Here is a 23,955-nt window from a genome sequence, read left to right as displayed (position 1 = left end):
GCGAGGATGAAGGCATGGACAAGCAGCAGGAATTCGTCCTCCGGACGCTTGAGGAGCGCGACATCCGCTTCGTGCGCCTGTGGTTCACCGATGTGCTGGGCTTCCTGAAGTCCGTCGCGGTCGCTCCCGCGGAGCTGGAGCAGGCCTTCGACGAGGGCATCGGCTTCGACGGTTCGGCGATCGAGGGCTTCGCCCGGGTCTACGAGTCGGACATGATCGCGAAGCCGGACCCGAGCACCTTCCAGATACTGCCGTGGCGGGCGGAGGCCCCCGGTACCGCGCGGATGTTCTGCGACATCCTCATGCCCGACGGGTCCCCGTCCTACGCGGACCCCCGCTACGTCCTCAAGCGCATCCTGAACAAGACCTCCGACCTGGGCTTCACCTTCTACACCCACCCGGAGATCGAGTTCTTCCTGCTCAAGGACAAGCCGCTGGACGGGACCCGCCCGACCCCGGCGGACAACTCCGGCTACTTCGACCACACCCCGCAGAACGTCGGCATGGACTTCCGCCGTCAGGCGATCACCATGCTCGAATCCATGGGCATCTCCGTGGAGTTCAGCCACCACGAGGGCGCGCCGGGCCAGCAGGAGATCGACCTGCGCTACGCCGACGCCCTCTCCACGGCCGACAACATCATGACCTTCCGCCTGGTCATGAAGCAGGTCGCCCTCGAACAGGGCGTCCAGGCCACCTTCATGCCGAAGCCGTTCTCCGAATATCCCGGCTCGGGCATGCACACCCACCTCTCCCTCTTCGAGGGCGACCGCAACGCCTTCTACGAGTCGGGCGCCGAGTACCAGCTCTCCAAGGTCGGCCGCTCCTTCATCGCGGGCCTCCTCAGGCACGCGGCGGAGACCGCGGCGGTCACCAACCAGTGGGTGAACTCCTACAAGCGCATCTGGGGCGGCTCCTCCCGCACCGCCGGCTCCGGCGGGGAGGCCCCCTCGTACATCTGCTGGGGCCACAACAACCGCTCGGCCCTGATCCGCGTCCCGATGTACAAGCCGGGCAAGACCGGCTCCTCCCGCATCGAGGTCCGCTCGATCGACTCGGGCGCCAACCCCTACCTGACCTACGCCGTCCTCCTCGCGGCGGGCCTCAAGGGCATCGAGGAGGGCTACGAACTCCCCGCGGGCGCCGACGACGACGTCTGGGCCCTCTCCGACGCGGAACGCCGGGCGATGGGCATCGAACCCCTCCCGCAGAACCTGGGCGAGGCCATCTCCCTGATGGAACGCAGCGAACTCGTCGCCGAAACCCTGGGCGAGCACGTCTTCGACTTCTTCCTGCGCAACAAGAAGCAGGAGTGGGAGGAATACCGCAGCGAGGTCACCGCCTTCGAACTCCGCAAGATGATGCCGGTGCTGTAAGGCGCGGACGCGCGTGGAGAAGGGCCCGGTCCCCCTGGGGGGCCGGGCCCTTCCTCGTGGGTCAGGGGGTGCGGAGGGTTACCAGGCGGGATTTGGTGGCCGTGGTGACGCGGGCGCCGTCCGGGTCGTAGGCGCGGGCCGTCAGGTCGATGGTGGCCGTGCCCTTGGCGAAGGGGGCGGGGGTGTCCGCGAGGGACCAGGCCGCGGCGGTCCAGGGGGCCGGCTTGCCCGGGGTGCAGACGACTTCGACGGCGCCGACGATGCCGTTGGTGGTGGTGTGCTTCAGCTGCTGGACCGCCGTGCCGCTGATGTAGGCGGTGACGGGCTTGGAGCAGGTGAGCGTGCCGTGCACGGTGGCGCGGGCGGTCGGGGCGGTGGCCTTGCCGTCGGCCGCGATGGTCAGGCCGAGGGTGAGGGCGGCCGGGACCGGGGTCGGGGTGATCTCCAGGTGCCCGGACAGGACGTTGCGGTCGTCGCAGTCCTGGCTGTAGTCCGCGATCAGCGACTTCACCGTGCGGCCCGGGCCCCATTCCAGCTTGGTGATGGTGAAGCCGCCGGTGAGGGTGGCGCAGCCGCCGCGGTAGCCGTTGACGAACAGGCCCGGTGCGGCGGGGCGTTCGCCGGTCTCCGGGAAGCGGACGGCGTCCGGGTACGCGCCCACGGCCAGCTCCTGGCCCGCGGGCGCGGCCAGCGCGGCGGTCCACGGGTCGCCCGGGCGGTTGATGCTCACCGAGACCGAGCCGTGGTCGGCGGCGGCGGTCGCGCCGAAGACGTCGCCGCTCATCGAGTCGTACGAGCGGGCCTGGTCGTCTCCGCGGCCGTCGCCCGGGTCGCCGTTCCAGGTGAACGAGCTGTTCCCGACCGGGGCCGCGTGCGCGACGGCGGCGCCGCCGAGGACTCCGGCCGCAGCCGGAAGGACCAGGGCGACGAGCAGGGCGGCCGTGCGGGCCAATCTGTGTCCGCCGTGTTCGACGCGTCCGGGCATGCGTATGTTCATCGTGTGGTTCCCCCCGTGTGGCAAGCCGTCAGGTCGTGAGCCGTCACGTCGTGACGCGAACCCGATGATCTTGGCCTGCCGGTCCGGGATGTGGCAACAGGGGGGACCTCAGGGGCGGTTGACCGCCGGGCGCCAGATCGTGCGCGACACGCGGTTCAGGTCGGCGATGTCCGGGAGGGTCGTCGTGACGTGCAGTTCCGCGTCCAGGCCCAGGACCGCCGTGGTCGTGGCGCCGGCCGCGTCCAGGATGCTGGCCGGGGCGCCGGCGTACAGCATCTGGGACTCGGTCCAGGCGGGCGCCCCGCCGAGACCGGTGGTGCTGATGGTGCCCGTGTCGGCGCGGCCCGTCAGCAGTCGGCCCGCGACACTCACGGCGCCGTACCCGGCCCGGCCGCCCGCCTCCGCCACGTGCGAGACGACCGGCTTCGGCCCGCCCGCCGTGATCAGCACGCTGCGTACGGTGCCCGAGTCGGGGCGCCGGAAGTACAGGCGTACGCCGTCCCCCTCGGGGACGGCCGACACCGGGCCCGTGGTGGCCGGGAGGTCGGTCGCGGCGGGCCCCTGAAGGGGTCCGCCGGGGGTCTGCTGGATCCAGGCCAGGACCGACGTGGAGGTGGCGGCGTACACGTGGCGGCGGCCGGCCGCGTCGGTCACCGCCACCGGGTCGCCCTGCAGGTCCTGGCCGCCGAGCTTCTGCCACGGGCCGAAGACGCCGCCGGGGGTCTGCTGCTCGCGGACGCGCAGGGTGTGCTGCGCGTCGCGCACGTACACGGCGAGGCGGCCGTCGGCGCCGGCGATGACCGCGGGGCCGCCGAGGTCCGAGGTGCCGGCCGCGTCGGAGCCCTCCGGGGTGCCCAGCAGCTGCCACGGGCCGAACGGGCCGTCGGGGGCGCCCTGGACGGCGTACACGACGTCGCGCCGGTAGTCCTCCGGGCGGGTGCCCGGGGTGGTGCGGGTGCCGAAGACGGCGATCCGGCCGTCCGGGAGCCGGGCGGCGGTCGCGCCCGGGTCGATGCCGGAACCGGGCAGCAGCTCGGGCCCGGCCCACTGGGCCTGCGGGCCGGTGCGGGTCCAGTACGCCATGCGCCCGTCGAGGACGGAGAACGCCCAGAGGCGGCCGCCGACGCCCTCGGTCAGCCAGGAGGTCTCGTCGCCGCGCGAGTAGCGGATGCTCTGTGCCCAGTTGTGGCCGGTGGGGCGCGGGGCGACCTTGCGGTCGCCGCAGCCGTAGGGGCTGCCGCAGTAGTCGGTGCCGTCCAGCCAGGCGTAGGTCTTGAGGTAGTTGACCTTCGCCTCGACCGTCTCGGGGTCGAGGGAGTGGGGCAGGGCGCTGTTCGCGTAGCCGAGGTAGTTCTGCACCGAGAAGTGCGGCCGCGCGGTGACGTCGGCGTAGCGCTCGGTGGCCACCTGGACGAAGCGGGCGCCGTACATGTGGTCCTGGTGGTCGGTTATCTTCCCGTCCTTGGCGTACCGGCCGGGCGTCGGATCCTGCATCCGTATCGTCGTCGGCTGATACTGCTCCAGGATGCCCGTTATCGCCTGTATGACCTGGTCTTTGGTGTAAGTGAAGGTCTGCTTCACCGGGGTGCCGGAGGTCAGCAGCGAGGGCAGCGCGGCGACCTGGCCGTTCCACAGGCCGCGCAGGCTCTCGGGGCGGTCGTCGGCGATGGTGCGGGCCTCGGTCAGCTGCATCCAGACCAGGTTGATCTGCGGCTTGGCGACCAGGACGTCCTGCTCGGCCCAGCCGCCCCCGGCGGTGGGGATCACGGTGCGCTTCCAGGCGCTGGTGCGGTCGCCGGTGGCCATCTGGGCGTAGGCGGACCGGATGCCGTTCTGCCGGGCCTCGGCGTAGTGGGCGCGGTCGGCGGGCTGCGCCGGATCGTGGAAGGGTGCGCCGACGGCCTCGTTCTTGCCGTCGGCCTCGCCGGAGGTGAGGTAGGTGGTGGTGACCTTGCGCCCGGAGAGCAGGGAGCGGCTCAGATCCGGGTTCATGAAGAAGAGGTCGTCATCGGGGTGGGCGACGATCTGCAGCACCGATCCGCCGGTGGTGCTCGGCGGCGGGGCCGCGGCCTGCCGGACCTGGCCCGGCGCGCCGGAGTCGGCCCCGGAGCCGGAACCGGAGCCCGAGGTGAGGCCCTCGCCGTAAGCGACCGCGAACACGCCGGTGGCACCGGCGGTGAGCGCGGTGAGCAGGGTCGCCAGGCGTATGCGGCGGGATACGGGCATCGGTCACGCCTTGGGGTCGTTCGGGTGCGGAAAAACCGCCGTGTAGTCAGATAGAGGTCAATGCGGCGAACTTGGTTCACCGATTTCACCGATGACTCCACTGCTTCCGGCCGTGACCGTTTTTGATTGTGCACCGCGCCTGGGTGTGGGTGGTAAACGACCAGAATGCGGACGTGGCGAGTCCGCCCTCAAGCTCCCAACTCATGGTGAATTGACCGATTTAGTGGGTGTGCAGCGTCACGGGCGCGGGGCGCGCGGACCGACGGGCTGCCAGGGAGCCAGCCGCGCCCGCGCAGAGTCCGCCGCCGCGCTCAGGTACAGCCGCGCGTCCAGCCCCAGAACGGCCAGACTGGTCAGGTTCCGGCCGGTCGGAGCGCTGGAGGGTGACCCGACGAACATCAGCGCCGAACACTGCCACGGCCCGCCCGCTCCGACATCCGACCCCAGCTCACCGGTGCCCGAACGCCCCGCCACCAGCTGCCCTGCCGCCGTCACCGCGCCGAAGCCCCGCATCCCGCCCAGCTCTGTGACGTTGGACACCTTCAGGCCGCCGGGAGCCGCCCCGGCCGTCGTCGGCGCCGTGGTCACGGCCGTCCCCGCCGTGGGTACGGTCACCAGCGCCGTGCGTACGTCGCCCGAGTCCGGCTTGCGGAACCACAGCCGCACCCCGCCCTCCCGGGCCACCGCCGTCAGCGGCAGCGTGGTCGCGGGCAGGCCGGTGGGCGTGGCCGGACCCAGCGCCGCGCCCGCCTCCGGCTGGGCCCAGCCGAGCACCGTGGACGCCGTGCTCGCGAACACCATCCGGTGGCCCGCCGCGTCGGTCGCGGTGGCGGGATTGCCGTACAGGTCCTTGCCGCCGAGCCGGTCCCACGGCCCCCAGGAGCCGTCCGCGCCCTGGGTGCGCCCGCGCAGGGTGTACGCGCCGTCGCGGACGTACACCGCCAGCCGTCCGGCACGGTCGACCGCGACCGCGGGGGCGCTGATGTCGGAGGTCCAGTCCTCGTCGGCGGTTTCCGGGGTGCCCAGCGAGTGCCACGGGCCGAACTCCACCGACCCGGCGGACTTCTGGACGGCGTACACGACATCGCGCCGGTAGTCCTGCGGCCGGTCGCCGAAGGCGGTGCGGGTTCCGAAGGACGTACGGGTGCCGAAGGCGGCGATCCGGCCGTCCGGCAGGGTCGTCGTCGTCACGCCCTGGTCCATGCCGGTGCCGGGCAGCAGCCGCGGCCCGTCCCAGGTGCCGAGCAGCCCGTCGCGGTGCCAGAGCGCCAGCTGCCCGTCCAGGACGCGGAAGGCCCACAGGCCGGCGTGCGCGTCCGCGGTGAGCCAGGAGGTGCTGTCCCCGCGGGCGTAGTGGATGGACTCGGTCCAGTGGTTGCCCGCGGGGTTGGCGGCGACCTTGAGGTCACCGCAGCCCGCCGCGCTGCCGCAGTGGTTCGTGCGGTCCAGCCAGGCGTACGTGTCCAGGCTGTCCAGCTTCTCCCGGGCCGCCCGCGGATCCAGCACGGGGGGCAGGGAGCCGTTGATGTAGCCGAGGTAGTTCTGCACCGCGAAGTGCGGGCGGTCCTTCACCTCCGCCGCGTACCGGGCGAGGGCGGCCTGGACGAAGCGGGCCCCGTAGAAGTGGTCCTGGTGGTCGGTGTACCGCTTGTCGTCGGGGTAGCGCCCGGGGGTCGGGTCCTGCGCGCGCACGGTCGTCGGCTTGTACATCGCGAGGACGCCCTCGATCGTCGCGACGACCTGGTCCTTCGTGTACGTGAACCCCTGGCGCACCGGGCTGCCGGAGGCCAGCATCGACTCCAGGTGCGCGACCCTGCCGTCCCACAGGCCGTGCAGGCTGTCCGGCCGGTCGGCGTACACGTTGCCCGCCTCCCGCAGCTGGAGCCACAGCAGCTGTACGGAGGGCTCGGCGATCAGGACGTCCTGCTCGGCGTGGCCACCGGCGGCGGTGGTGACGACCGTGCGCTTCCAGGCGCTGTCGCGGTTCCCGGTGGCCATCTGGGCGTAGGCGGCGCGTATGCCGTTCTGGCGGGCCTCGGCGTAGGCGGCCTTGTCGGCGGGGGGAGGGGTGGCCTTCCCGGGCCCGGCCGGCCCGTCCGCGTCGCCGTTGATGCCGTCGGCCTCGCCCGAGGTGAGGTAGGCGGTGGTGACCGGGTGCCCGGTCGCTATCGAATGCCGCAGGTCCGGGTTCATGAAGTACAGGTCGTCGTCGGGGTGGGCGACGATCTGCAGCACGCTGCCGGGGTCCACGGGGTCGGGCAGGACGTCCGGGCTCGCCCCCGAGGCCCCGGCGGGGCCGGAGAACCGGCCGATCGCCTCGCCGCCGCGGGCGAGGGCGAAGCCGCCCGCCACGACCGCGGCGGCGACGGCCAGCGCGGCGACGGCCCTGCCGTGGCGGCTCCGCCGGGTCCGGTGGGTCGGGTGGGCCCGGTGCGTCCGCTGAGGGGCACGGCCGCCGCCGCTCCCGGGGTCGCGGCCCGGTATCGGGGGCACGGCGGCGTGCGGGTCGGGCGCGTGCATGGGGGGCCTCCGCGGGCGGACGTGCGAGGGGTGCCGCGGCGCGGGGCTCCCATAACGGTCCATCAGGTCTAAACAAGCCAAATCAGGCAATCCGTCTCATGGTACTCATCGGTGAGCCGCCGCCCCGATCCGGCTAAGGTCGACCGAGGCAGAGCCAGGGCAGACTCTGCGTCGCGGCAGGAGCGGGAGGCGGCGGGATGACGGTTCCCGGACGCAGGAGCAGCACCTTCATCCGGCTGGTCCGCAGCGGGTTCACGGACCCCTCGGCCGCAGCACGGCTCCTCGACGCCGACGCGCTGGCCGCCGTCCGTACCGACCCCGTGCTCCTCGACGCCCTCGGCGCCACCGCCGACCCCGACCTCGCCCTCCTCGGCCTCGTCCGGCTCGCCGAGGCGCAGGCCCCCGGGGACCTCCCGCTGCTCCTCGACACCCTCGTCAGCGCCAAACCGCTGCGCGACCGGCTGCTCGGCGTCCTCGGCGCCTCCGAGGCCCTCGCCGACCACCTCGCCCGCCACCCCCACGACTGGCGGGCCCTGGTCACCTACGAGTCCGCCGACCTCCACCCCGGCCTCGCCGAGTTCGAGCGGGGCCTCGCCGACGCCGCCGACCCCGTCGCGCTGCGCGTCGCCTACCGCCGCTGCCTGCTCTCCATCGCCGCCCGCGACGTCTGCGGCACCACCGACGTCGCCCAGGCCGCCGCCGAACTCGCCGACCTCGCCACCGCCACCCTCCGCGCCGCCCTGCGCATCGCGAGCGCCGCCGCCCCCGAGGACGCCGCCCAGTGCCGGCTCGCCGTCATCGCCATGGGCAAGTGCGGCGGCCACGAGCTGAACTACGTGTCCGACGTCGACGTCATCTTCGTCGGCGACACCGCCCCCGGAGCCGACGAGGGCAAGGCCGTCCAGGCCGCCACCCGCCTCGCCTCCCACCTCATGCGGATCTGCTCCGAGACCACCGTCGAAGGCACCATCTGGCCCGTCGACGCCAACCTCCGCCCCGAGGGCAGGAACGGTCCCCTCGTCCGCACCCTCGCCTCCCACCTCGCCTACTACCAGCGCTGGGCCAAGACCTGGGAGTTCCAGGCCCTCCTCAAGGCCCGCGCCGTCGCCGGGGACCCCGACCTCGGGGCGCAGTACATCGAGGCCATAACGCCGATGGTCTGGCAGGCCGCCGAACGCGACAACTTCGTCGCCGACGTCCAGAAGATGCGCCGCCGCGTCGTCGACAACATCCCCGCCGCCCAGGTCGAACGCGAACTGAAACTCGGCCCCGGCGGCCTGCGCGACGTCGAGTTCGCCGTCCAGCTCCTCCAGCTCGTGCACGGCCGCAGCGACGCCACCCTGCACTCCGGCACCACCCTCGACGCCCTCCAGGCCCTCGCCGCGGGCGGCTACGTCGGCCGCACCGACGCCGCCCAGCTCGGGGACGCGTACCGGTTCCTGCGCGCCATGGAACACCGCATCCAGCTCTACCGGCTGCGCCGCACCCACCTCGTCCCCGAGGACGAGGCCGACCTGCGCCGCCTCGGCCGCTCCATGGGCCTGCGCACCGAACCCGTCGCCGAACTCCACAAGGCCTGGCGCCGGCACGCCTCCGTGGTCCGCCGCCTGCACGAGAAGCTCTTCTACCGGCCGCTCCTCGACGCCGTCGCCCAGCTCGCCCCCGGCGAGACCCGGCTCTCGCCGCGCGCCGCCGGACAACGCCTCGAAGCCCTCGGGTACGCCGACCCGGCCGCCGCCCTGCGCCACCTGGAGGCCCTCTCCTCCGGAGTCAGCCGCAAGGCCGCCATCCAGCGCACCCTGCTCCCCGTGCTGCTGGGCTGGTTCGCCGACTCCGCCGACCCCGACGCCGGCCTGCTCGGCTTCCGCAAGGTCTCCGACGCCCTCGGCAAGACCCCCTGGTACCTGCGGCTGCTGCGCGACGAGGGCGCCGCCGCCGAGAACCTCGCCCGCGTCCTGTCCGCCGGACGCCTCGCCCCCGACCTGCTCATGCGGGCCCCCGAAGCGGTGGCCCTGCTCGGCGACTCCGGCGGCCTGGAACCCCGTACGCACGAGGCCCTCGCCCAGGAGGTGCTCGCCGCCGTCAACCGCGCCGACCACCCCGAAGCCGGGGTCGCCGCCGCCCGCGGCGTGCGCAGGCGCGAACTCTTCCGCACCACCGCGGCCGACATCATCGGCTCCTACGGTACGGAGGACAGCCCGGCCGAGGAGGACCCCGGCGCCCTCGTCGACCGCGTCGGAAACGCCGTCTCCGACCTCACCGCCGCCACCATCGCGGGCGCCCTGCGCGCCGCCGTCCGCGGCCAGTGGGGCGACACCCTGCCCACCCGGTTCGCCGTCATCGGCGTCGGCCGCTTCGGCGGCCACGAACTGGGCTACGGCTCCGACGCCGACGTCCTCTTCGTCCACGAACCCCGCGAAGGCGTCGACGAACAGGAAGCCGCCAAGGCCGCCCAGACCGTCGTCTCCGAAATGCGCAGACTCCTCCAGCTGCCGACCGCCGACCCGCCGCTGCTCATCGACGCCGACCTGCGGCCCGAAGGCCGCTCCGGGCCGCTCGTGCGGACCCTGCCGTCCTACGCCGCCTACTACCGGCGCTGGGCCCTGACCTGGGAGAGCCAGGCCCTGCTGCGCGCCGAGCCGGTCGCGGGCGACCCGGAACTGGGCGCCCGCTTCATCGACCTGATCGACCCGCTGCGCTACCCCTTCGAAGGGCTCGGGGAGGACGCCGTCCGCGAGATCCGGCGGCTCAAGGCGCGCATGGAATCGGAACGGCTGCCGCGCGGGGCCGACCCGACGCTGCACACGAAACTGGGCCGGGGCGGGCTGAGCGACGTCGAGTGGACGGTCCAGCTGATCCAGATGCGGCACGCGTGGGCCGAACCGGGCCTGCGCACCACCCGGACCCGGGAGGCGCTGGCCGCGGCGCACGCGGCGGGGCTGATCCCGACCGAGGAAGCGCAGACGCTGGACGAGGCGTGGGTCCTGGCGACCCGGGTCCGCAACGCGGTGATGCTGGTCCGGGGGCGGGCCGGGGACACGTTCCCCTCCGACGCGCGGGAGCTGGCGGCGGTGGGGCGCTACCTCGGGTACCCGCCGGGGCGGGTGGGGGAGATGCTCGACGACTACCGCCGCATCACCCGCCGCGCGCGTGCGGTCGTCGACGAACTCTTCTACGGGGCCGCCTGACCCACTCAGCCCCGCCTGGCCCACTCAGCCCCGCCGGGCCCACACCCGGCTGCGCCGGGGAATATCCAGCCTCGCCGGCGTTTGAGGCGCCCCCGGAGGGCTGTCCGGCGGACGGCCGAAGTCCGAGCCCGTCCGCGGGCCGGTCTCGCCTCCGGCGGCGCCTCAAACGCCGGCGGGGCTGAATGTGGCCGCTCACGCGGATACGGCGCCTCAAACGCCGGCGAGGCTGGGTATGCCGGCTCACGCCGGGTATGCGGCTCACGCCGGGTATGGCGGCTCACGCCGGGTATGCCGGCTCACGCCGGGTAAGCCGGCTCACGCCGGATATGGCGGCTCACGCGCCGACGCGGACCAGTGCGAGGGTGATGTTGTCGGGGCCTCCGGCCGCTATCGCGGCCTTCCAGAGTTCGAAGGCCGCCTTGCCGTCGTCGTGCACCTGAAGCACGTCATTGATGGCCTCGTCGGGCACGGGGTCGGTCAGTCCGTCGCTGCACACCAGATAGCGATCGCCCGTGGACAGCGGGAAGGCCGCCACATGGGGCGTGAGGACGTGGTGCGCGCGGCTTCCGCCCAGCGTCTGGGTGACGGCCGACGTGGTGCGGTGACCCGGTAGCGGCGGCGGGCTGTCGTCCACGCTGACCTGGCGCAGGCCGTCCGGGGCCGAGCGGAACACCTTGCTGTCGCCGACGTTGAACGACAGCAGCGAATCCTCCAGGAGCAGGGTTCCGGCGACGGTGGTCCCCATCGCGGTCAGCTCCGGACGGCCGTCGGTGGCCGAGTGCACCGCGCGATTGCACAGGTTCAGCGCGTCCTCGACGGCCTGGGCACCGTCCAGGGAAGGGCCGAGCAGGGCGAGCTGGCGCACGACCAGCTCGCTGGCGACCTCGCCCCCCGGATGCCCGCCGAGCCCGTCGGCCACCGCGACGACGAGCGGTCTGCCGAGGGGGAACAGGAGCGTCTGCGGGCTGCGGGTCGTGGTCCCGCACACCGTCCACGGCCCCACGACGAGGCTGTCCTCGTTGTGCTCGCGGACCAGCCCCACATGACTCAGGGCGGTCACGGCTACGTACGTCACCAAGACGTCCCGCCTCTCCGCGACGCCTCTGCGCAACGGCAGACGCGTCCCTCCCCACCATTGTCGCGCGGACGGGGCTCAGGCGCGGGAGCGGGCCCGGCGGACCCGGCGCAGCAGCGCGGCCGAGGCCGGGTGCGGACCGGTGTGCAGGGGGTGCCGCGGCAGCCGGTGCGGCAGCGATCCGTACCAGGTCCGGGAGACGAGGTAGCCGAAGACCAGGCAGAGCGCGCCGCCCGCGGCGTCCAGCCAGAAGTGGTTGGCGGTCGCCACGATGACGACGAGCGTCGCCGCGGGGTAGAGGAGGCCCAGGATCCGGGCCCACGGCGCCGAGGCGACGGCGAAGACCGTCAGCCCGCACCAGAGCGACCACCCTATGTGCATGGACGGCATCGCCGCGTACTGGTTCGACATGTGCTTGAGGTCGCCGGAGGCCATGGAACCCCAGGTCCGGTGCTTGAGCACGGTGTCGATGAACGTACTGCCGTTCATCAGCCGGGGCGGTGCGAGCGGGAACAGGTAGTAGCCGACCAGGGCCACCCCGGTGGTGGCGAAGAGGACCAGGCGGGCGGCGGCGTACCGCCCCGGATGGAACCGGTAGATCCACACCAGCACGCCGATCGTCACGATGAAGTGCAAGGTGGCGTAGTAGTAGTTCATGCCGACGATCAGCCACGTCACCGAGTCGACGGCGTGGTTGACGCTCCGCTCCACGGCGATGCCGAGGGTGTTCTCGATGTCCCAGATCCAGTCGGCGTTCGCGAGCGCCGCCGCCTTCTCCTCGGGCACCGAGTTGCGGATCAGCGAGTACGTCCAGTAGCTCAGCGCGATCAGCAGGACCTCGAACCAGATCCGCGGCCGGCGCGGCGCGCGCAGCCGGTCCAGGAGCCCGCGCGGGGATCTCGTGGATCCGCCGGGGGACACGGTCCCGCCTTCGGACACGGCGGGTGACGAGACGTCCGTCCTGGTATCCAGTGTCTTCACGCTCACTTCACCCATGGGAAAAGAGTCTGTCAGATCGCGCTCGTGCCCCGATCATCCCCCGGTACGGTCTTCCTCGCACGGGCTCCGCCCTACGGACGATCGCGTACGAGAAAACCACAGGTCAGGGCAGGTCAGGGCAGGTCAGGGTCAGTCAGGGCTAGCGGCGGGCCGGGCCGGAGGCCGTCGACCCGCGCACTACCAGCTCCGGCAGGAAAACGAACTCGCTGTGCGGCGCGGGAGTCCCGCCGATCTCCTCCAGCAGGGTCCGCACGGCGGCCTGCCCCATCGCCTGGACCGGCTGCCGGATGGTGGTCAGCGGCGGATCGGTGAACGCTATGAGCGGCGAGTCGTCGAAGCCGACCACCGACACGTCCTGCGGCACCCGCAGCCCCTGCTGCCGGGCGGCCCGTACGGCGCCGAGCGCCATCATGTCGCTGGCGCACACGATGGCCGTGCAGCCGCGGGCGATGAGCGCGCCGGCCGCGGCCTGCCCGCCCTCCAGCGTGTACAGCGAGTGCTGGATCAGCTCCTCGGTCGCGGCCTCGTCCAGCCCCAGCCGCTCGCGCATGCCCAGGCGGAAGCCCTCGATCTTGCGGAGCACCGGCACGAACCGCTTGGGCCCGACGGCCAGCCCGATCCGGGTGTGGCCGAGGGCCGTCAGGTGGGTCACCGCGAGCTGCATGGCGGCCCGGTCGTCGGGGGAGACGAAGGGGGCCTGCACCTTGTCGGAGAAGCCGTTGATGAGGACGTACGGGACGCCCTGGCCGCGGAGTTGGTCGTAGCGCCCCATGTCGGCGGTGGTGTCCGCGTGCAGTCCGGAGACGAAGATGATGCCCGAGACCCCGCGGTCCACGAGCATTTCGGTCAGCTCGTCCTCGGTGGATCCGCCGGGCGTCTGGGTGGCCAGCACCGGCGTGTACCCCTGCCGGGTGAGGGCCTGACCGATGACCTGCGCGAGCGCGGGGAAGATGGGGTTGTCCAGCTCGGGCGTTATCAGCCCGACGAGACCGGCGCTGCGTTGACGCAGCCGCACGGGACGCTCGTACCCGAGGACGTCGAGCGCGGCCAGCACGGATTCACGGGTGCCCGCGGCCACACCGGGCTTGCCGTTGAGGACCCGGCTGACTGTGGCTTCGCTGACCCCCGCCTGAGCTGCGATGTCGGCAAGCCGCGCGGTCATGGGAGTGGACTGTACCGGTCGCACGTCACATTGCCCACCACGTGCACGTATCGGCGGGAAGCACGACGGTGCGCCCGTCCGTCTCCACCGGCGAACTGGACAGTACGGGCCTTCCGGGCGCCGGAAGCTCGACCGGCGAAGGGCGGGTGTTGAGGGTGCAGACGAACCCGGGACGGGTGAAGAGGAGCACCCCGTCGGGCCCGGGCAGCCACCGCATCCCGGTCCGGCCGGGCTCCGCCGCACCCAGGCCCGGGATGGCCCGGCGCAGCTCGATGGCCGCCCGGTACAGCTCCAGGGTGGAGTGCGGGTCGCCGGTCTGCGCGGCCACGCTCAGCCCCGCCCACTCCACCGGCTGCGGCAGCCAGCTCCCGCCGCTCCCGAACCCGTACGGAGCCACCTCACCCGACCACGGAATCGGCACCCGGCACCCGTCCCTGAGCCCGTCCTGCCCCGCGCTGCGCGAGAACGCCGGATCCTGCCGCACCCAGTCCGGCAGGTCGACGACCTCGGGCAGACCCAGCTCCTCCCCCTGATAGACGTACGCCGACCCCGGCAACGCCAGCATCAGCAACGCCGCCGCCCGCGCACGCGCCAGCCCCCGCGCCCCGCCCCCGTACCGCGTCACATGCCGCACCACATCGTGATTCGACAGCACCCACGTCGTCGGAGCGCCGACGGAGGCGGTGGCGGCCAGGGACTCGTCGATGACCGTCCGCATCGCCACCGCGTCCCAGGGGCACTTGAGGAACCGGAAGTTGAAGGCCTGGTGCAGCTCGTCGGGCCGCACGTACAGGGCGAGGCGCTCGGAGGTCGGCGCCCACGCCTCGGCGACCCCGATCCGCTGGCCCTCGTACGTATCGAGCAGCCGGCGCCAGGAGCGGTGGATCTCGTGCACCCCGTCCTGGTCGAAGAAGGGGAGCGGCTCGGTGCCGATCAGGGTGGCCTGCGCCCCGCGCCCGAGGTCCGGCAGCCCGGCCGCCTTGACCATGCCGTGCGCGACGTCGATCCGGAAGCCGTCCACCCCCAGGTCCAGCCAGAACCGCAGGACGGAGTCGAACTCCTCCCGCACCCCGGGGTGCTCCCAGTTCAGATCGGGCTGCTCGCGGGCGAAGAGGTGCAGGTACCACTCCCCATCGGAGCCGCCGGAGCCGTCCGCGACCCGGGTCCAGGCCGGCCCGCCGAAGATCGACTCCCAGTCGTTCGGCGGCAGCTCCCCGCCCGCCCCGCGCCCCGGCCGGAAGTGGTAGCGCGCCCGCTCCGGCCCGCCGGGCGCCCCGGCGAGCGCCGCCCGGAACCAGGGGTGCCGCTCGGAGGTGTGGTTCGGCACCACGTCCACGATCACCCGCAGCCCCAGCGCGTGGGCGGCCCGGACGAGGTCGTCCGCGTCGGAGAGGTCGCCGAAGAGGGGGTCCACGGCCCGGTAGTCGGCGACGTCGTAGCCGCCGTCCGCCTGCGGGGACACGTAGAAGGGGGTGAGCCAGACGGCGTCCACCCCGAGCCGGGCCAGGTGCGGGAGCCGCTCGCGGACCCCGCGCAGGTCGCCGACGCCGTCCCCGTCGCTGTCTCCGAAGGACCGTACGTACACCTGATAGATGACGGCATCGCGCCACCAGCCGCCGCTCGCGGTGACGTTGCTGGAAGCGCTTGCAAGCCGCGAGGCGGTCAGCTCATGGGTCATATCGGGGTCAACGTCCGGACCGGGCGCCTGGTTGCGGGCCTGTTCACCCGAAGACGGTTCGAACTAACAGCAAGCTGCGGCAACCGTACGGACACGCAGATGTAACGATCACCAGGTCTTGCAGAAAATTGCCGCAAGGTCTTTCGGTCGGCTTTCAGGCTTGTTACGTTCCTGGCAACTCGGGACCGCGAGGGCGCGGCCGGGATCATCGAAGGAGTTCATATGCGGCGTGGCATAGCGGCCACCGCGCTGGTCGCGGCTCTGGCGCTCGCGGCGACGGCTTGCGGCGGCGACAAGAACGACAACGGCGGCGACAACGCCGGTGGCGAGATCTCCGGCACGGTCACCTGGTGGGACACCTCCAACGACACGGAGAAGGCCACCTTCCAGAAGATCGCCGAGGCGTTCACCGCCCAGCACCCGAAGGTGACCGTCAAGTACGTCAACGTTCCGTACGGCGACGCGCAGAACAAGGTCAAGAACGCCTTCAGCAGCGGCGCCGAGGCCCCCGACGTCATCCGCGCCGACGTGGGCTGGGTCGCCGACTTCGCCTCGCTCGGCTACCTGGACAAGGTCCCCGCCGACGCGGCCAAGAAGGTCGACGCCGAGTTCCTGCCCCAGGCCGCGGCCAGCGGCAAGTACGAGAGCCAGCTCTACGCCGTCCCGCAGGTCATCGACTCCCTCGGCCTCTTCTACAACAAGAAGATGCTGGCGGACGCGGGCGTCAAGCCCCCGACCAACCTCGAAGAGCTCAAGACCGCCGCCGCCGCGATCAAGGCGAAGACCGGCAAGACCGGCCTCTACCTGCGCGGCGACGACTCCTACTGGTCCCTCCCCTTCATCTACGGAGAGGGCGGCGACCTCGTCGACGCCAAGACCAAGACGGTCACCATCGACAACGCGGCGGGCATCAAGGCCTTCAAGGACGCCCGCGACCTGATCACCTCCGGCGCGGCGGTCACCAACGCCACCGACGGCTACGACAACATGCAGACCGCCTTCAAGTCGGGCGAGGTCGCGATGATGGTCAACGGCCCGTGGGCGGTCAAGGACACCTACTCCGGCGCCCAGTTCACCGACAAGACCAACCTCGGCATCAGCGCGGTCCCGGCCGGCTCCGTCAAGGCGGGCGCCCCGCAGGGCGGCCACGACCTGGCCGTCTACGCCGGTTCCAAGAACCGCACCGCCGCGCACGCCTTCGTCGAGTACATGACCTCCCAGGAAGTCCAGGTCCAGGCCACCAAGGAACTGAGCCTGCTCCCGACCCGCACCGCCGCCTACGAGACGCCGGAGGTCAAGGGCAACGAGATGGTCGCGTTCTTCAAGCCCGCCGTCGACAAGGCCGTCGAGCGCGCCTGGATCCCGGAGAACGGCTCCCTCTTCGAGCCCCTCAAGCTCCAGTTCACCAAGGCGGTCACCGGCACGTCGAGCCCGGAGGACGCGGCCAAGGCGACCGGCGTCGAGTTCCGCAAGATCCTCAAGGGCTGGAAGTAGTACGACGATGGCATCTCAGACCAGCCGGTCTGTGGCCGCGGCCGCGGGTGACGACATCGACGTCGCCCGCGGCCGGGGGCGCGGGACCGACCGCAAGCCCGGGGCCAGCCCCGGCCGGGTCCGGCGCGCGCTGGCCACCCACTGGTACGCCTGGACGATGGTCACCCCCGTGGTGCTCGTCCTCGGCGTGATCGTCGGGTGGCCGCTGGTCCGCGGGATCTACCTGTCGCTGACCGACGCCAACGAGCGCAACGTCGCCCGTACGATCGGCCCCAACACCATCGACGCGACGTACCAGTTCGTCGGCTTCGACAACTACACGGCCGCGCTGAGCGACCCGGTCTTCCTGGACCGGCTGGTGTGGACGGTGATCTGGACCGTCGCGTGCGTGTCCGTCACCTTCGCGCTCGGCCTCGGCCTCGCCACCATCCTCAACCGGGACTTCCGGGGCCGCGCCGTCTACCGGATGGCGCTCATCCTGCCCTGGGCCGTCCCCGGCTTCGTCTCCGTCTTCGCCTGGCGGTTCCTCTTCAACCGCGACAACGGCATCCTCAACAAGGTCCTCGAAGGCGGCGGGATCTCCGCCGTCCCGTGGCTCGACGACCCCACCTGGGCCAAGCTCGCCGTCATCACCGTCAACGTCTGGCTGGGCATCCCCTTCATGATGGTGGCCCTGCTCGGCGGCCTCCAGTCCATCCCCGGCGAGCTGTACGAGGCCGCGGAGATGGACGGCGCGAGCCCCTGGCAGCGCTTCCGGCACATCACCCTGCCGGGGCTGCGCACGGTCAGCATGACGGTGATCCTGCTCTCCACCATCTGGACCTTCAACATGTTCCCGGTGATCTTCCTGCTCACCCGGGGCGGGCCGGGCGACTCCACCGAGATCCTCGTGACCCAGGCCTTCCGCCAGGCGTTCGTGACCAGCCCGCGCGACTTCGCCGGGTCCGCGACCTGGGGCGTCCTCATCCTGGCCCTGCTCATGATCTTCGCGCTGGTCTACCGGCGTTCGCTGCGCAAGCAGGGAGAGGTGTGGTGACCGTGACCACCTCCAGTGCCGTCACATCCGGCGCCGTCAAAGAGGCCAAGGCGGTGCGGCCGCGCGGGCAGCGCGGACCGCTCGCCTCCGTCGCCCTGCACGCCACCCTCGTCGTCGCGGCCGTCGTCGCGGTCTTCCCGGTGCTGTGGATCCTGCTGACCTCGCTCAAGCCGCCGCAGCAGGCGGTCAGTACCGACTTCATCAAGGACCCCACCCTCGACAACTACCGCTACCTGGTGGACCACACGTCCTTCTTCACCTGGTTCGGCAACTCGGTGCTGGTCGCGGGCATCACCACGGTCCTCGGCGTGTTCATCGCCGCGACCACCGGGTACGCGGTCAGCCGGTTCCGCTTCCCCGGCATGAAGCCGCTGATGTGGACCCTGCTCATCACCCAGATGTTCCCGATGGCCATCCTCATCGTCCCGCTCTACAACCTGATGGGAGAGCTGGGGCTGCTCAACCAGCCGCTCGGCCTGATCATCACGTACCTCACCATCGCGGTGCCGTTCTGCGCCTGGATGATGAAGGGCTTCTTCGACACCATCCCGATCGAGATCGACGAATCGGGCCGGGTCGACGGGCTCAACCCCTTCGGGACCTTCTGGCGGCTGATCCTCCCGCTGGCCCGGCCGGGCCTCGCGGTCACCGCCTTCTACTCGTTCATCACCGCCTGGGGCGAGGTCGCGTACGCCTCCGCCTTCCTGGTCGGCGACGACAACCTCACGCTGGCCGGAGGTCTCCAGACCTTCGTCACCCAGTACACCGCCAACTGGGGTCCGATGACGGCGGCTTCCGTCCTCATCGCGATCCCCGCGGCGATCTTCTTCGTCTTCGCCCAGCGCCACCTCGTCGCCGGCATGACCGCGGGCGCGACCAAGGGCTGACCACCCTGCCCGACGCGTACACCGGCCCGATCTCTCCAAGGACGACATGACCCAGCACCTCGCCGACGCTCTTCCCACCCCGACCGGCACCCAGCCCGGCTGGTGGCGGGAAGCGGTGATCTACCAGGTCTATCCGCGCAGCTTCGCTGACAGCAACGGGGACGGGATGGGCGACCTCGAAGGCGTCCGGACCCGGCTGCCCTACCTCAAGGAACTGGGCGTCGACGCCGTCTGGCTCAGCCCGTTCTACGCCTCCCCGCAGGCCGACGCGGGCTACGACGTCGCCGACTACCGCGCCATCGACCCGATGTTCGGCAGCCTGCACGACGCCGACGCCGTGATCCGCGAAGCCCACGCACTGGGCCTGCGGATCATCGTGGACCTGGTCCCCAACCACTGCTCCGACCAGCACGAATGGTTCAAGCAGGCACTCCGGGAGGGCCCCGGCACCCCGCTGCGCGAACGCTTCCACTTCCGGCCGGGGCGCGGGGCGGACGGGGAACTGCCGCCGAACGACTGGGAGTCGATCTTCGGCGGGCCGGCCTGGACGCGGGTCGCCGATGGCTCGGACGGCTCGGGCGGCTCGGGCGGCTCGGGCGGGGAGTGGTACCTGCACCTCTTCGCTCCGGAGCAGCCCGACTTCAACTGGGAACACCCCGCCGTCCAGGACGAGTTCCGCTCGATCCTGCGGTTCTGGCTGGACCTCGGCGCCGACGGCTTCCGCATCGACGTCGCGCACGGCCTGGTCAAGGCCCCCGGCCTGCCCGACCTCGGCCGCGACGAGCAGCTCAAGCTGCTCGGCAACCAGGTGCTGCCCTTCTTCGACCAGGACGGCGTCCACGAGATCTACCGCTCCTGGCGGACCGTGCTGGAGGAGTACGCCGGTGACCGCATCGGGGTCGCCGAAGCGTGGACCCCGAGCGCGGACCGCACCGCGCTCTACCTGCGGCCCGACGAACTGCACCAGGCCTTCAACTTCCAGTACCTGAACACCGGGTGGGACGCGGAGGCGCTGCGCGCCACCATCGACGAATCGCTCGACGCGATGCGGCCCGTGGGTGCTCCGACGACGTGGGTGCTGTCGAATCACGATGTGGTGCGGCATGTGACGCGGTACGGGGGTGGGGCGCGGGGTCTGGCGCGTGCGCGGGCGGCGGCGTTGCTGATGCTGGCGTTGCCGGGGTCGGCGTATGTGTATCAGGGGGAGGAGCTGGGTCTGCCGGAGGTGGTGGACCTGCCGGACGGGGTGCGGCAGGATCCGGCGTTCTCGCGCAGTGCGGGTCAGGATGGTTTGCGGGACGGGTGCCGGGTGCCGATTCCGTGGTCGGGTGAGGTGGCTCCGTACGGGTTCGGGAGCGGGGGGAGCTGGTTGCCGCAGCCGGTGGAGTGGGCGGGGCTGAGCGTGGCCGCGCAGACCGGGGACCCGCACTCCACCCTGGAGCTGTACCGCGCCGCGCTGCGGATCCGGCGCGAGCGGGCCGACCTGGGCGCCGGGGACGCGGTGGAGTGGCTGGCCGCCCCGGCCGGGGTGCTGGCCTTCCGGCGCGGGGAGTTCGTCTGCACGGTGAACACGGGCGGCGAGGCGGTACGCGTCCCCGCGCCCGGAACCGTACTGCTGGCCAGCGGCCCGCTGGCCGACCCGGAGCTGCTCCCGGCCGACACGGCGGTGTGGTGGCAGGGGTGACCTCCCCCCTACGGCTGACGGACATCGCCGCGCAGGCCCAGGTCAGCGAGGCGACCGTCAGCCGGGTGCTCAACGGCAAGGCGGGCGTCGCGGCCGGCACCCGGCACAAGGTGCTGGCCGCGCTCGACCTGCTCGGCTACGAACGGCCCGTACGGCTGCGCCGGCGCAGCAACGGGCTCGTCGGGCTGCTCACCCCCGAGCTGACCAACCCGATCTTCCCGGCGTTCGCCCAGGTCATCGAGCAGGCGCTGGCCGGGCACGGGTACACGCCGGTGCTGTGCACGCAGACCCCCGGCGGGGCCACCGAGGACGAGCTGGTGGAGCAGCTGGAGGAGCGGGGGGTGACGGGGATCGTGTTCCTGTCGGGGCTCCACGCGGATTCCTCGGCGGACCCGGCCCGCTACCGGCGGCTCGCGGCGCGCGGGGTGCCGTTCGTGCTGATCAACGGCTTCAACGAGCAGGTGAACGCGCCGTTCATCTCGCCGGACGACCGGGCGGCGGCGGACATGGCGGTCCGGCACCTGGAGGACCTCGGGCACCGGCGGATCGGCCTGGCGATCGGGCCGACGCGCTACGTCCCCTCGGCCCGCAAGGAGCAGGGCTTCCTCGCCGCGGTGCCGACGGCCGAGGCGGAGGGCCTGATCCAGCGCACCCTGTTCACGGTGGAGGGCGGGCACGCGGCGGGGGGCGCACTGCTGGACCGCGGCTGCACGGGGATCGTGTGCGGGAGCGACCCGATGGCGCTGGGCGTCATCCGGGCGGCCCGCGAACGGGGCCTTCGCGTCCCGGAGGACGTGTCGGTGGTCGGCTTCGACGACTCCCCGCTGATCGCCTTCACCGACCCGCCGCTGACCACCATCCGCCAGCCGGTCCGCGCGATGGCGACGGCGGCGGTGGGCGCCCTGCTGGAGGCGGTGGGCGGCACCCCGGTCCAGCGCACGGAGTTCGTGTTCCAGCCGGAACTGGTCGTCCGCGGCTCAACGGCCCAGGCCCCGCCACGGGAGTGACGGGGCCGGGCCGACGACTGACGACTGACGACTCCTACGGGGTCGGTATGTAGTCGAAGCAGTCGGTGTACCACCTCGGCTGGCTGTAGGTCAGCTCCCACAGGGCGCCACCGGTCTGCCTGCCGACGACGCCGTCGATGTCCAGCCGCCCGCGCGCCCGCTGGAAGTCCTCCACCATCCCCTTGGTGTCACGCCCGTACTGGCCGTCGACCTTGATGCTGTGCCCGAGCCCGGCCCGGTTGAGCAGAATCTGTACGCACTCGACCGCGTACCCGGAGGATCCGTACCGCAGCGTGGGAGCCATGTGGTTGGCCTGCGCGGTCCCGCTGAAGCCGATCACCGCGGTCATCGAAAGAGCCAGCCCCGCGGCAACCCGCACGGCCTTCGAACCGATCTTCATGAAGTAAAGCCATCCTTGGGTCAGCACTCAGATGTGGCCATGTGATGGCGCAACAACGCCCCTCACTGGCGCAAACCTTACCGTCTGAAGATCCATTGATTCACCGTCAACTCCCGTACGCCTGCCCCCGGGAGAGCCGCAGGACCCCGCCCCCATGCCCGCCGGTCAGGCGGACGCGACATCGCGCACACGGCGGCGCAGCAGGCGATGGGGAACGTACACGTACCGCTCAGTCATCGGCCGACTCCTCAAGGGAGGAGAGGAAACGCTCCCAGCCGACGCGAGCGCGGTCGAGGACTGCCTGGCTGAGCCCCGGCCTCGCCTCCATGTTCGGTCAGGGGATGCTCCCGGTGTCCCGTTCGGTGGACACCCCCGAGAGCGTCAGCTCGTGCTGGCGGCAGTACTCGGCCAGAGCCTCGTTCAGGGCCGTCTGGCGGGCCGGGGAGGCCTGGACCAGCCGCAGGTAGCCGTAAACGACCGGACCGCTGACGCCGCGATGCTCGGTGAGGGGTTTCATGGTGGTGTCCGTCCAAAGGTCCGTCGGCTGTGTCAGCACTCAGCCTGGACCTGCCCCAAAGCTTCGGAAATGACCGCCTGTTGTACTTCCGTTGCACGTGTGTCCCCCCGCTCGTGCGGGCCGTGCTTCGATGGCGGCAGGAAGGGAGCGACGTGTGGCGACCGTGCACCACTGGACCGGCCTGGAGGCCGTGCCCTGCGTCTTGCGCTGCGGCTGAGCGTCCGATCATTCGCCGGCCACCTCGGCGTCGGCATCAGGACGATCTCCAAGTGGGAGAAGCTCCTGGCCGCGACCGAGCCCCGCCAGGACACCCAGGCGATCTTGGATACCGCTCTGGCCCGCGCGGATGCCGCCGCCCACCTCCGCTTCGAGACCTTCCTGTCCGAAGCCGGCCGGACCGCTCCCGCCGCCAGTGCTCGCCGGGTGACCAGCAGTGGGCCCCTGGCCTGGGAGTACGAGTCGTGGACCGACGATCTTGACCGGGCCATGGTCGCCCTGTCGCGGCAGGACTTCACCTTCGCCGACAGCTTGATCCGCCGCTGGCTCGGACGGTTCAAGCCGACCGCCCTCGATGACAAGGGCCTCTACCTCTTCGCCCGTTCGACTGCCCTGCTGGGCGATCTCCAGCCACAGCCATGCCTCCCGCGTCATGCTCGCCGCGACCCGGGAGTTCGAAGACCTCGCCGAGCCCGAGGACTGGTCGGTCGCCCACCAGAAGCTCGCCCTGGCCCGCCGCGGCGCCGGTGACCTGACGAACGCCCTGCACTTCATCTCCATCGCCCGCAGCACGGCCGCGACCGATGCGCCGATGCAGCGGGTCCGCCTGGAAACCGCACACGGCCACATCCTGCTCTCCGACCCGGCCACCCGCGATGATGGCCTTCACGTCCTCGGCAAAGCAGCCAAACTGGCCGGGCGGTTCGGCCTCAGGCACCAGCTGGCCAGCATCGAGGGCATCAGGGCCATGAGCGAGGGCGCCAGCGGCCTCCGATGACGGTGACCAGGGAGAAGATCGCGTGACGGACATCCAGCAGACGATCACCGAGGACCAGTGGCGCAAGGCCAAGCTGATCTGGGACTACCACCAGATGGGCCACGATCTGGCCCCGGTGGACGTCGCGATCGGACTGGGCAGCCACGACCTCGGAGTCGCCGCCGCCTCCGCCGGCCTCTATCGCACTGGTCTCTTCCCGGTCCTCGTGTTCACCGGCGGCAACAGCCCCACCACCCGGGCCCGGTTCCCCCGTGGCGAAGCGGTCCACTTCCGCGAGCACGCACGTGAACTCGGCGTCCCCGACGACGCGATCCTCGTCGAACCGAACGCCGCGAACACCGGCCAGAACATCACCCTCAGCCGCGAACTCCTGGCCGCGAACGGCATAATCCCGAAGACCGTCCTGCTGGTCTCCAAGCCGTATATGGAGCGACGGTCCTTCGCCACCGCCCGCAAGCTGTGGCCGGAGGTCGAGATCATCTGTGCCTCGGAGCCGCTTGAGCTGGACGACTACCTCAAGAGCATCGGCGACGAGAAACTCGTCCTCGACATGCTCGTCGGTGATCTCCAGCGGGTGATCGAGTATCCGAAGAACGGGTTCGCCATCGCCCAGGATGTCCCGGAGGACGTACGTGACGCGTACGAATCCCTCATCCGCGACGGCTTCACAAGCCGCCTCATCTCCTGATTTCCCGGCGCGGGGTGGGCTGTGTGC

The 23,955-nt window shown here is 71.7% G+C and carries 17 protein-coding genes and 1 pseudogene; 9 read left to right on the top strand and 9 right to left on the bottom strand.

The genetic code is table 11. The annotated features are described in order from the left end of the window. The first annotated feature begins 14 nt into the window (after positions 1 to 14). Positions 15 to 1,376, top strand: a complete 1,362-nt coding sequence (glnA, locus tag OHS33_RS10485; RefSeq protein WP_330330117.1) for a type I glutamate--ammonia ligase — start codon at positions 15 to 17, stop codon at positions 1,374 to 1,376. Between the two features lie 61 nt (positions 1,377 to 1,437). Here the strand turns inward: glnA and OHS33_RS10480 are convergent, their stop codons facing one another. From OHS33_RS10480 to OHS33_RS10470, 3 genes are all read right to left on the bottom strand, one after another. Next, a complete protein-coding gene (locus OHS33_RS10480) occupies positions 1,438 to 2,373 on the bottom strand; it encodes a hypothetical protein (protein WP_330330116.1) in 936 nt (311 codons plus the stop codon). Positions 2,374 to 2,481: 108 nt separating this feature from the next. Beyond that, positions 2,482 to 4,599 (bottom strand): PIG-L family deacetylase, encoded by a 2,118-nt coding sequence (locus tag OHS33_RS10475; RefSeq protein ID WP_330330115.1) that lies wholly within the window; start codon positions 4,597 to 4,599, stop codon positions 2,482 to 2,484. Between the two features lie 237 nt (positions 4,600 to 4,836). After that, on the bottom strand, positions 4,837 to 7,119 hold the full coding sequence (locus OHS33_RS10470) for a PIG-L family deacetylase (protein WP_330330114.1): 2,283 nt from the start codon (positions 7,117 to 7,119) through the stop codon (positions 4,837 to 4,839). 197 nt (positions 7,120 to 7,316) lie between these two features. Between OHS33_RS10470 and OHS33_RS10465 the strand changes: the two genes are divergently transcribed. Then, positions 7,317 to 10,307 (top strand): bifunctional [glutamine synthetase] adenylyltransferase/[glutamine synthetase]-adenylyl-L-tyrosine phosphorylase, encoded by a 2,991-nt coding sequence (locus OHS33_RS10465; protein WP_330330113.1) that lies wholly within the window; start codon positions 7,317 to 7,319, stop codon positions 10,305 to 10,307. Positions 10,308 to 10,641: 334 nt separating this feature from the next. Here OHS33_RS10465 and OHS33_RS10460 read toward each other — a convergent pair whose 3' ends face one another. From OHS33_RS10460 to OHS33_RS10445, 4 genes are all read right to left on the bottom strand, one after another. Then, on the bottom strand, positions 10,642 to 11,382 hold the full coding sequence (locus tag OHS33_RS10460) for a PP2C family protein-serine/threonine phosphatase (RefSeq protein ID WP_330330112.1): 741 nt from the start codon (positions 11,380 to 11,382) through the stop codon (positions 10,642 to 10,644). Positions 11,383 to 11,460: 78 nt separating this feature from the next. Further along, positions 11,461 to 12,378: a phosphatase PAP2 family protein gene (locus OHS33_RS10455; protein WP_330330111.1), complete on the bottom strand. Its 918-nt coding sequence runs from the start codon at positions 12,376 to 12,378 to the stop codon at positions 11,461 to 11,463. A 142-nt stretch (positions 12,379 to 12,520) separates the two neighbouring features. Beyond that, positions 12,521 to 13,543, bottom strand: coding sequence for a LacI family DNA-binding transcriptional regulator (locus tag OHS33_RS10450; protein WP_330330110.1), 1,023 nt, complete (start codon positions 13,541 to 13,543; stop codon positions 12,521 to 12,523). 25 nt (positions 13,544 to 13,568) lie between these two features. Continuing rightward, on the bottom strand, positions 13,569 to 15,221 hold the full coding sequence (locus OHS33_RS10445; protein WP_330330109.1) for a glycoside hydrolase family 13 protein: 1,653 nt from the start codon (positions 15,219 to 15,221) through the stop codon (positions 13,569 to 13,571). Positions 15,222 to 15,443: 222 nt separating this feature from the next. On the opposite strand from OHS33_RS10445, the gene OHS33_RS10440 reads away from it, so the two are divergent. The 5 genes from OHS33_RS10440 to OHS33_RS10420 are packed head-to-tail and all read left to right on the top strand — an operon-like array spanning position 15,444 to position 21,329. Further along, positions 15,444 to 16,715, top strand: coding sequence for an extracellular solute-binding protein (locus tag OHS33_RS10440; RefSeq protein WP_330330108.1), 1,272 nt, complete (start codon positions 15,444 to 15,446; stop codon positions 16,713 to 16,715). A gap of 7 nt (positions 16,716 to 16,722) precedes the next feature. Next, a complete protein-coding gene (locus OHS33_RS10435; protein WP_330330107.1) occupies positions 16,723 to 17,751 on the top strand; it encodes a carbohydrate ABC transporter permease in 1,029 nt (342 codons plus the stop codon). A 2-nt stretch (positions 17,752 to 17,753) separates the two neighbouring features. Then, positions 17,754 to 18,638: a sugar ABC transporter permease gene (locus tag OHS33_RS10430; protein ID WP_443065279.1), complete on the top strand. Its 885-nt coding sequence runs from the start codon at positions 17,754 to 17,756 to the stop codon at positions 18,636 to 18,638. Positions 18,639 to 18,684: 46 nt separating this feature from the next. After that, entirely contained in the window at positions 18,685 to 20,322 is a 1,638-nt protein-coding gene (locus OHS33_RS10425; RefSeq protein WP_330330106.1) for a glycoside hydrolase family 13 protein, read from the top strand. Continuing rightward, positions 20,307 to 21,329, top strand: a complete 1,023-nt coding sequence (locus OHS33_RS10420) for a LacI family DNA-binding transcriptional regulator (protein ID WP_443065278.1) — start codon at positions 20,307 to 20,309, stop codon at positions 21,327 to 21,329. Before OHS33_RS10425 ends, OHS33_RS10420 begins: the two co-directional genes overlap by 16 nt. A 34-nt stretch (positions 21,330 to 21,363) precedes the next feature. Here OHS33_RS10420 and OHS33_RS10415 read toward each other — a convergent pair whose 3' ends face one another. Together OHS33_RS10415 and OHS33_RS10410 are read right to left on the bottom strand one after the other, a co-directional pair. Further along, positions 21,364 to 21,729 carry a peptidoglycan-binding domain-containing protein gene (locus OHS33_RS10415; protein ID WP_330330104.1) on the bottom strand — a complete coding sequence of 122 codons (366 nt, stop codon included), beginning with the start codon at positions 21,727 to 21,729 and terminating at the stop codon, positions 21,364 to 21,366. Between the two features lie 334 nt (positions 21,730 to 22,063). Then, positions 22,064 to 22,246: a hypothetical protein gene (locus OHS33_RS10410; protein ID WP_330330103.1), complete on the bottom strand. Its 183-nt coding sequence runs from the start codon at positions 22,244 to 22,246 to the stop codon at positions 22,064 to 22,066. A gap of 154 nt (positions 22,247 to 22,400) precedes the next feature. Here OHS33_RS10410 and OHS33_RS10405 point away from each other — a divergent pair. Together OHS33_RS10405 and OHS33_RS10400 are read left to right on the top strand one after the other, a co-directional pair. Continuing rightward, positions 22,401 to 23,240, top strand: a pseudogene (locus OHS33_RS10405) (hypothetical protein). A gap of 22 nt (positions 23,241 to 23,262) precedes the next feature. After that, complete coding sequence (locus OHS33_RS10400) at positions 23,263 to 23,928, top strand: YdcF family protein (protein WP_330330102.1); 666 nt, start codon at positions 23,263 to 23,265, stop codon at positions 23,926 to 23,928. The last annotated feature ends 27 nt before the right edge of the window (positions 23,929 to 23,955 follow it).

This window comes from Streptomyces sp. NBC_00536 (genome assembly GCF_036346295.1).
Lineage (GTDB): Bacteria > Actinomycetota > Actinomycetes > Streptomycetales > Streptomycetaceae > Streptomyces.
Note: the sequence above shows the minus strand (reverse complement) of the source record. Positions and strands in the feature narration are given on the sequence as shown.

Bases quoted from the DNA above. Each gene is read 5' to 3' on its own strand.
- glnA (WP_330330117.1), top strand. From the start codon at position 15: ATGGACAAGCAGCAGGAATTCGTCCTCCGGACGCTTGAGGAGCGCGAC.
- OHS33_RS10480 (WP_330330116.1), bottom strand. From the start codon at position 2,373: ATGAACATACGCATGCCCGGACGCGTCGAACACGGCGGACACAGATTG.
- OHS33_RS10475 (WP_330330115.1), bottom strand. From the start codon at position 4,599: ATGCCCGTATCCCGCCGCATACGCCTGGCGACCCTGCTCACCGCGCTC.
- OHS33_RS10470 (WP_330330114.1), bottom strand. From the start codon at position 7,119: ATGCACGCGCCCGACCCGCACGCCGCCGTGCCCCCGATACCGGGCCGC.
- OHS33_RS10465 (WP_330330113.1), top strand. From the start codon at position 7,317: ATGACGGTTCCCGGACGCAGGAGCAGCACCTTCATCCGGCTGGTCCGC.
- OHS33_RS10455 (WP_330330111.1), bottom strand. From the start codon at position 12,378: ATGGGTGAAGTGAGCGTGAAGACACTGGATACCAGGACGGACGTCTCG.
- OHS33_RS10450 (WP_330330110.1), bottom strand. From the start codon at position 13,543: ATGACCGCGCGGCTTGCCGACATCGCAGCTCAGGCGGGGGTCAGCGAA.
- OHS33_RS10445 (WP_330330109.1), bottom strand. From the start codon at position 15,221: ATGACCCATGAGCTGACCGCCTCGCGGCTTGCAAGCGCTTCCAGCAAC.
- OHS33_RS10440 (WP_330330108.1), top strand. From the start codon at position 15,444: ATGCGGCGTGGCATAGCGGCCACCGCGCTGGTCGCGGCTCTGGCGCTC.
- OHS33_RS10435 (WP_330330107.1), top strand. From the start codon at position 16,723: ATGGCATCTCAGACCAGCCGGTCTGTGGCCGCGGCCGCGGGTGACGAC.
- OHS33_RS10425 (WP_330330106.1), top strand. From the start codon at position 18,685: ATGACCCAGCACCTCGCCGACGCTCTTCCCACCCCGACCGGCACCCAG.
- OHS33_RS10415 (WP_330330104.1), bottom strand. From the start codon at position 21,729: ATGAAGATCGGTTCGAAGGCCGTGCGGGTTGCCGCGGGGCTGGCTCTT.
- OHS33_RS10410 (WP_330330103.1), bottom strand. From the start codon at position 22,246: ATGAAACCCCTCACCGAGCATCGCGGCGTCAGCGGTCCGGTCGTTTAC.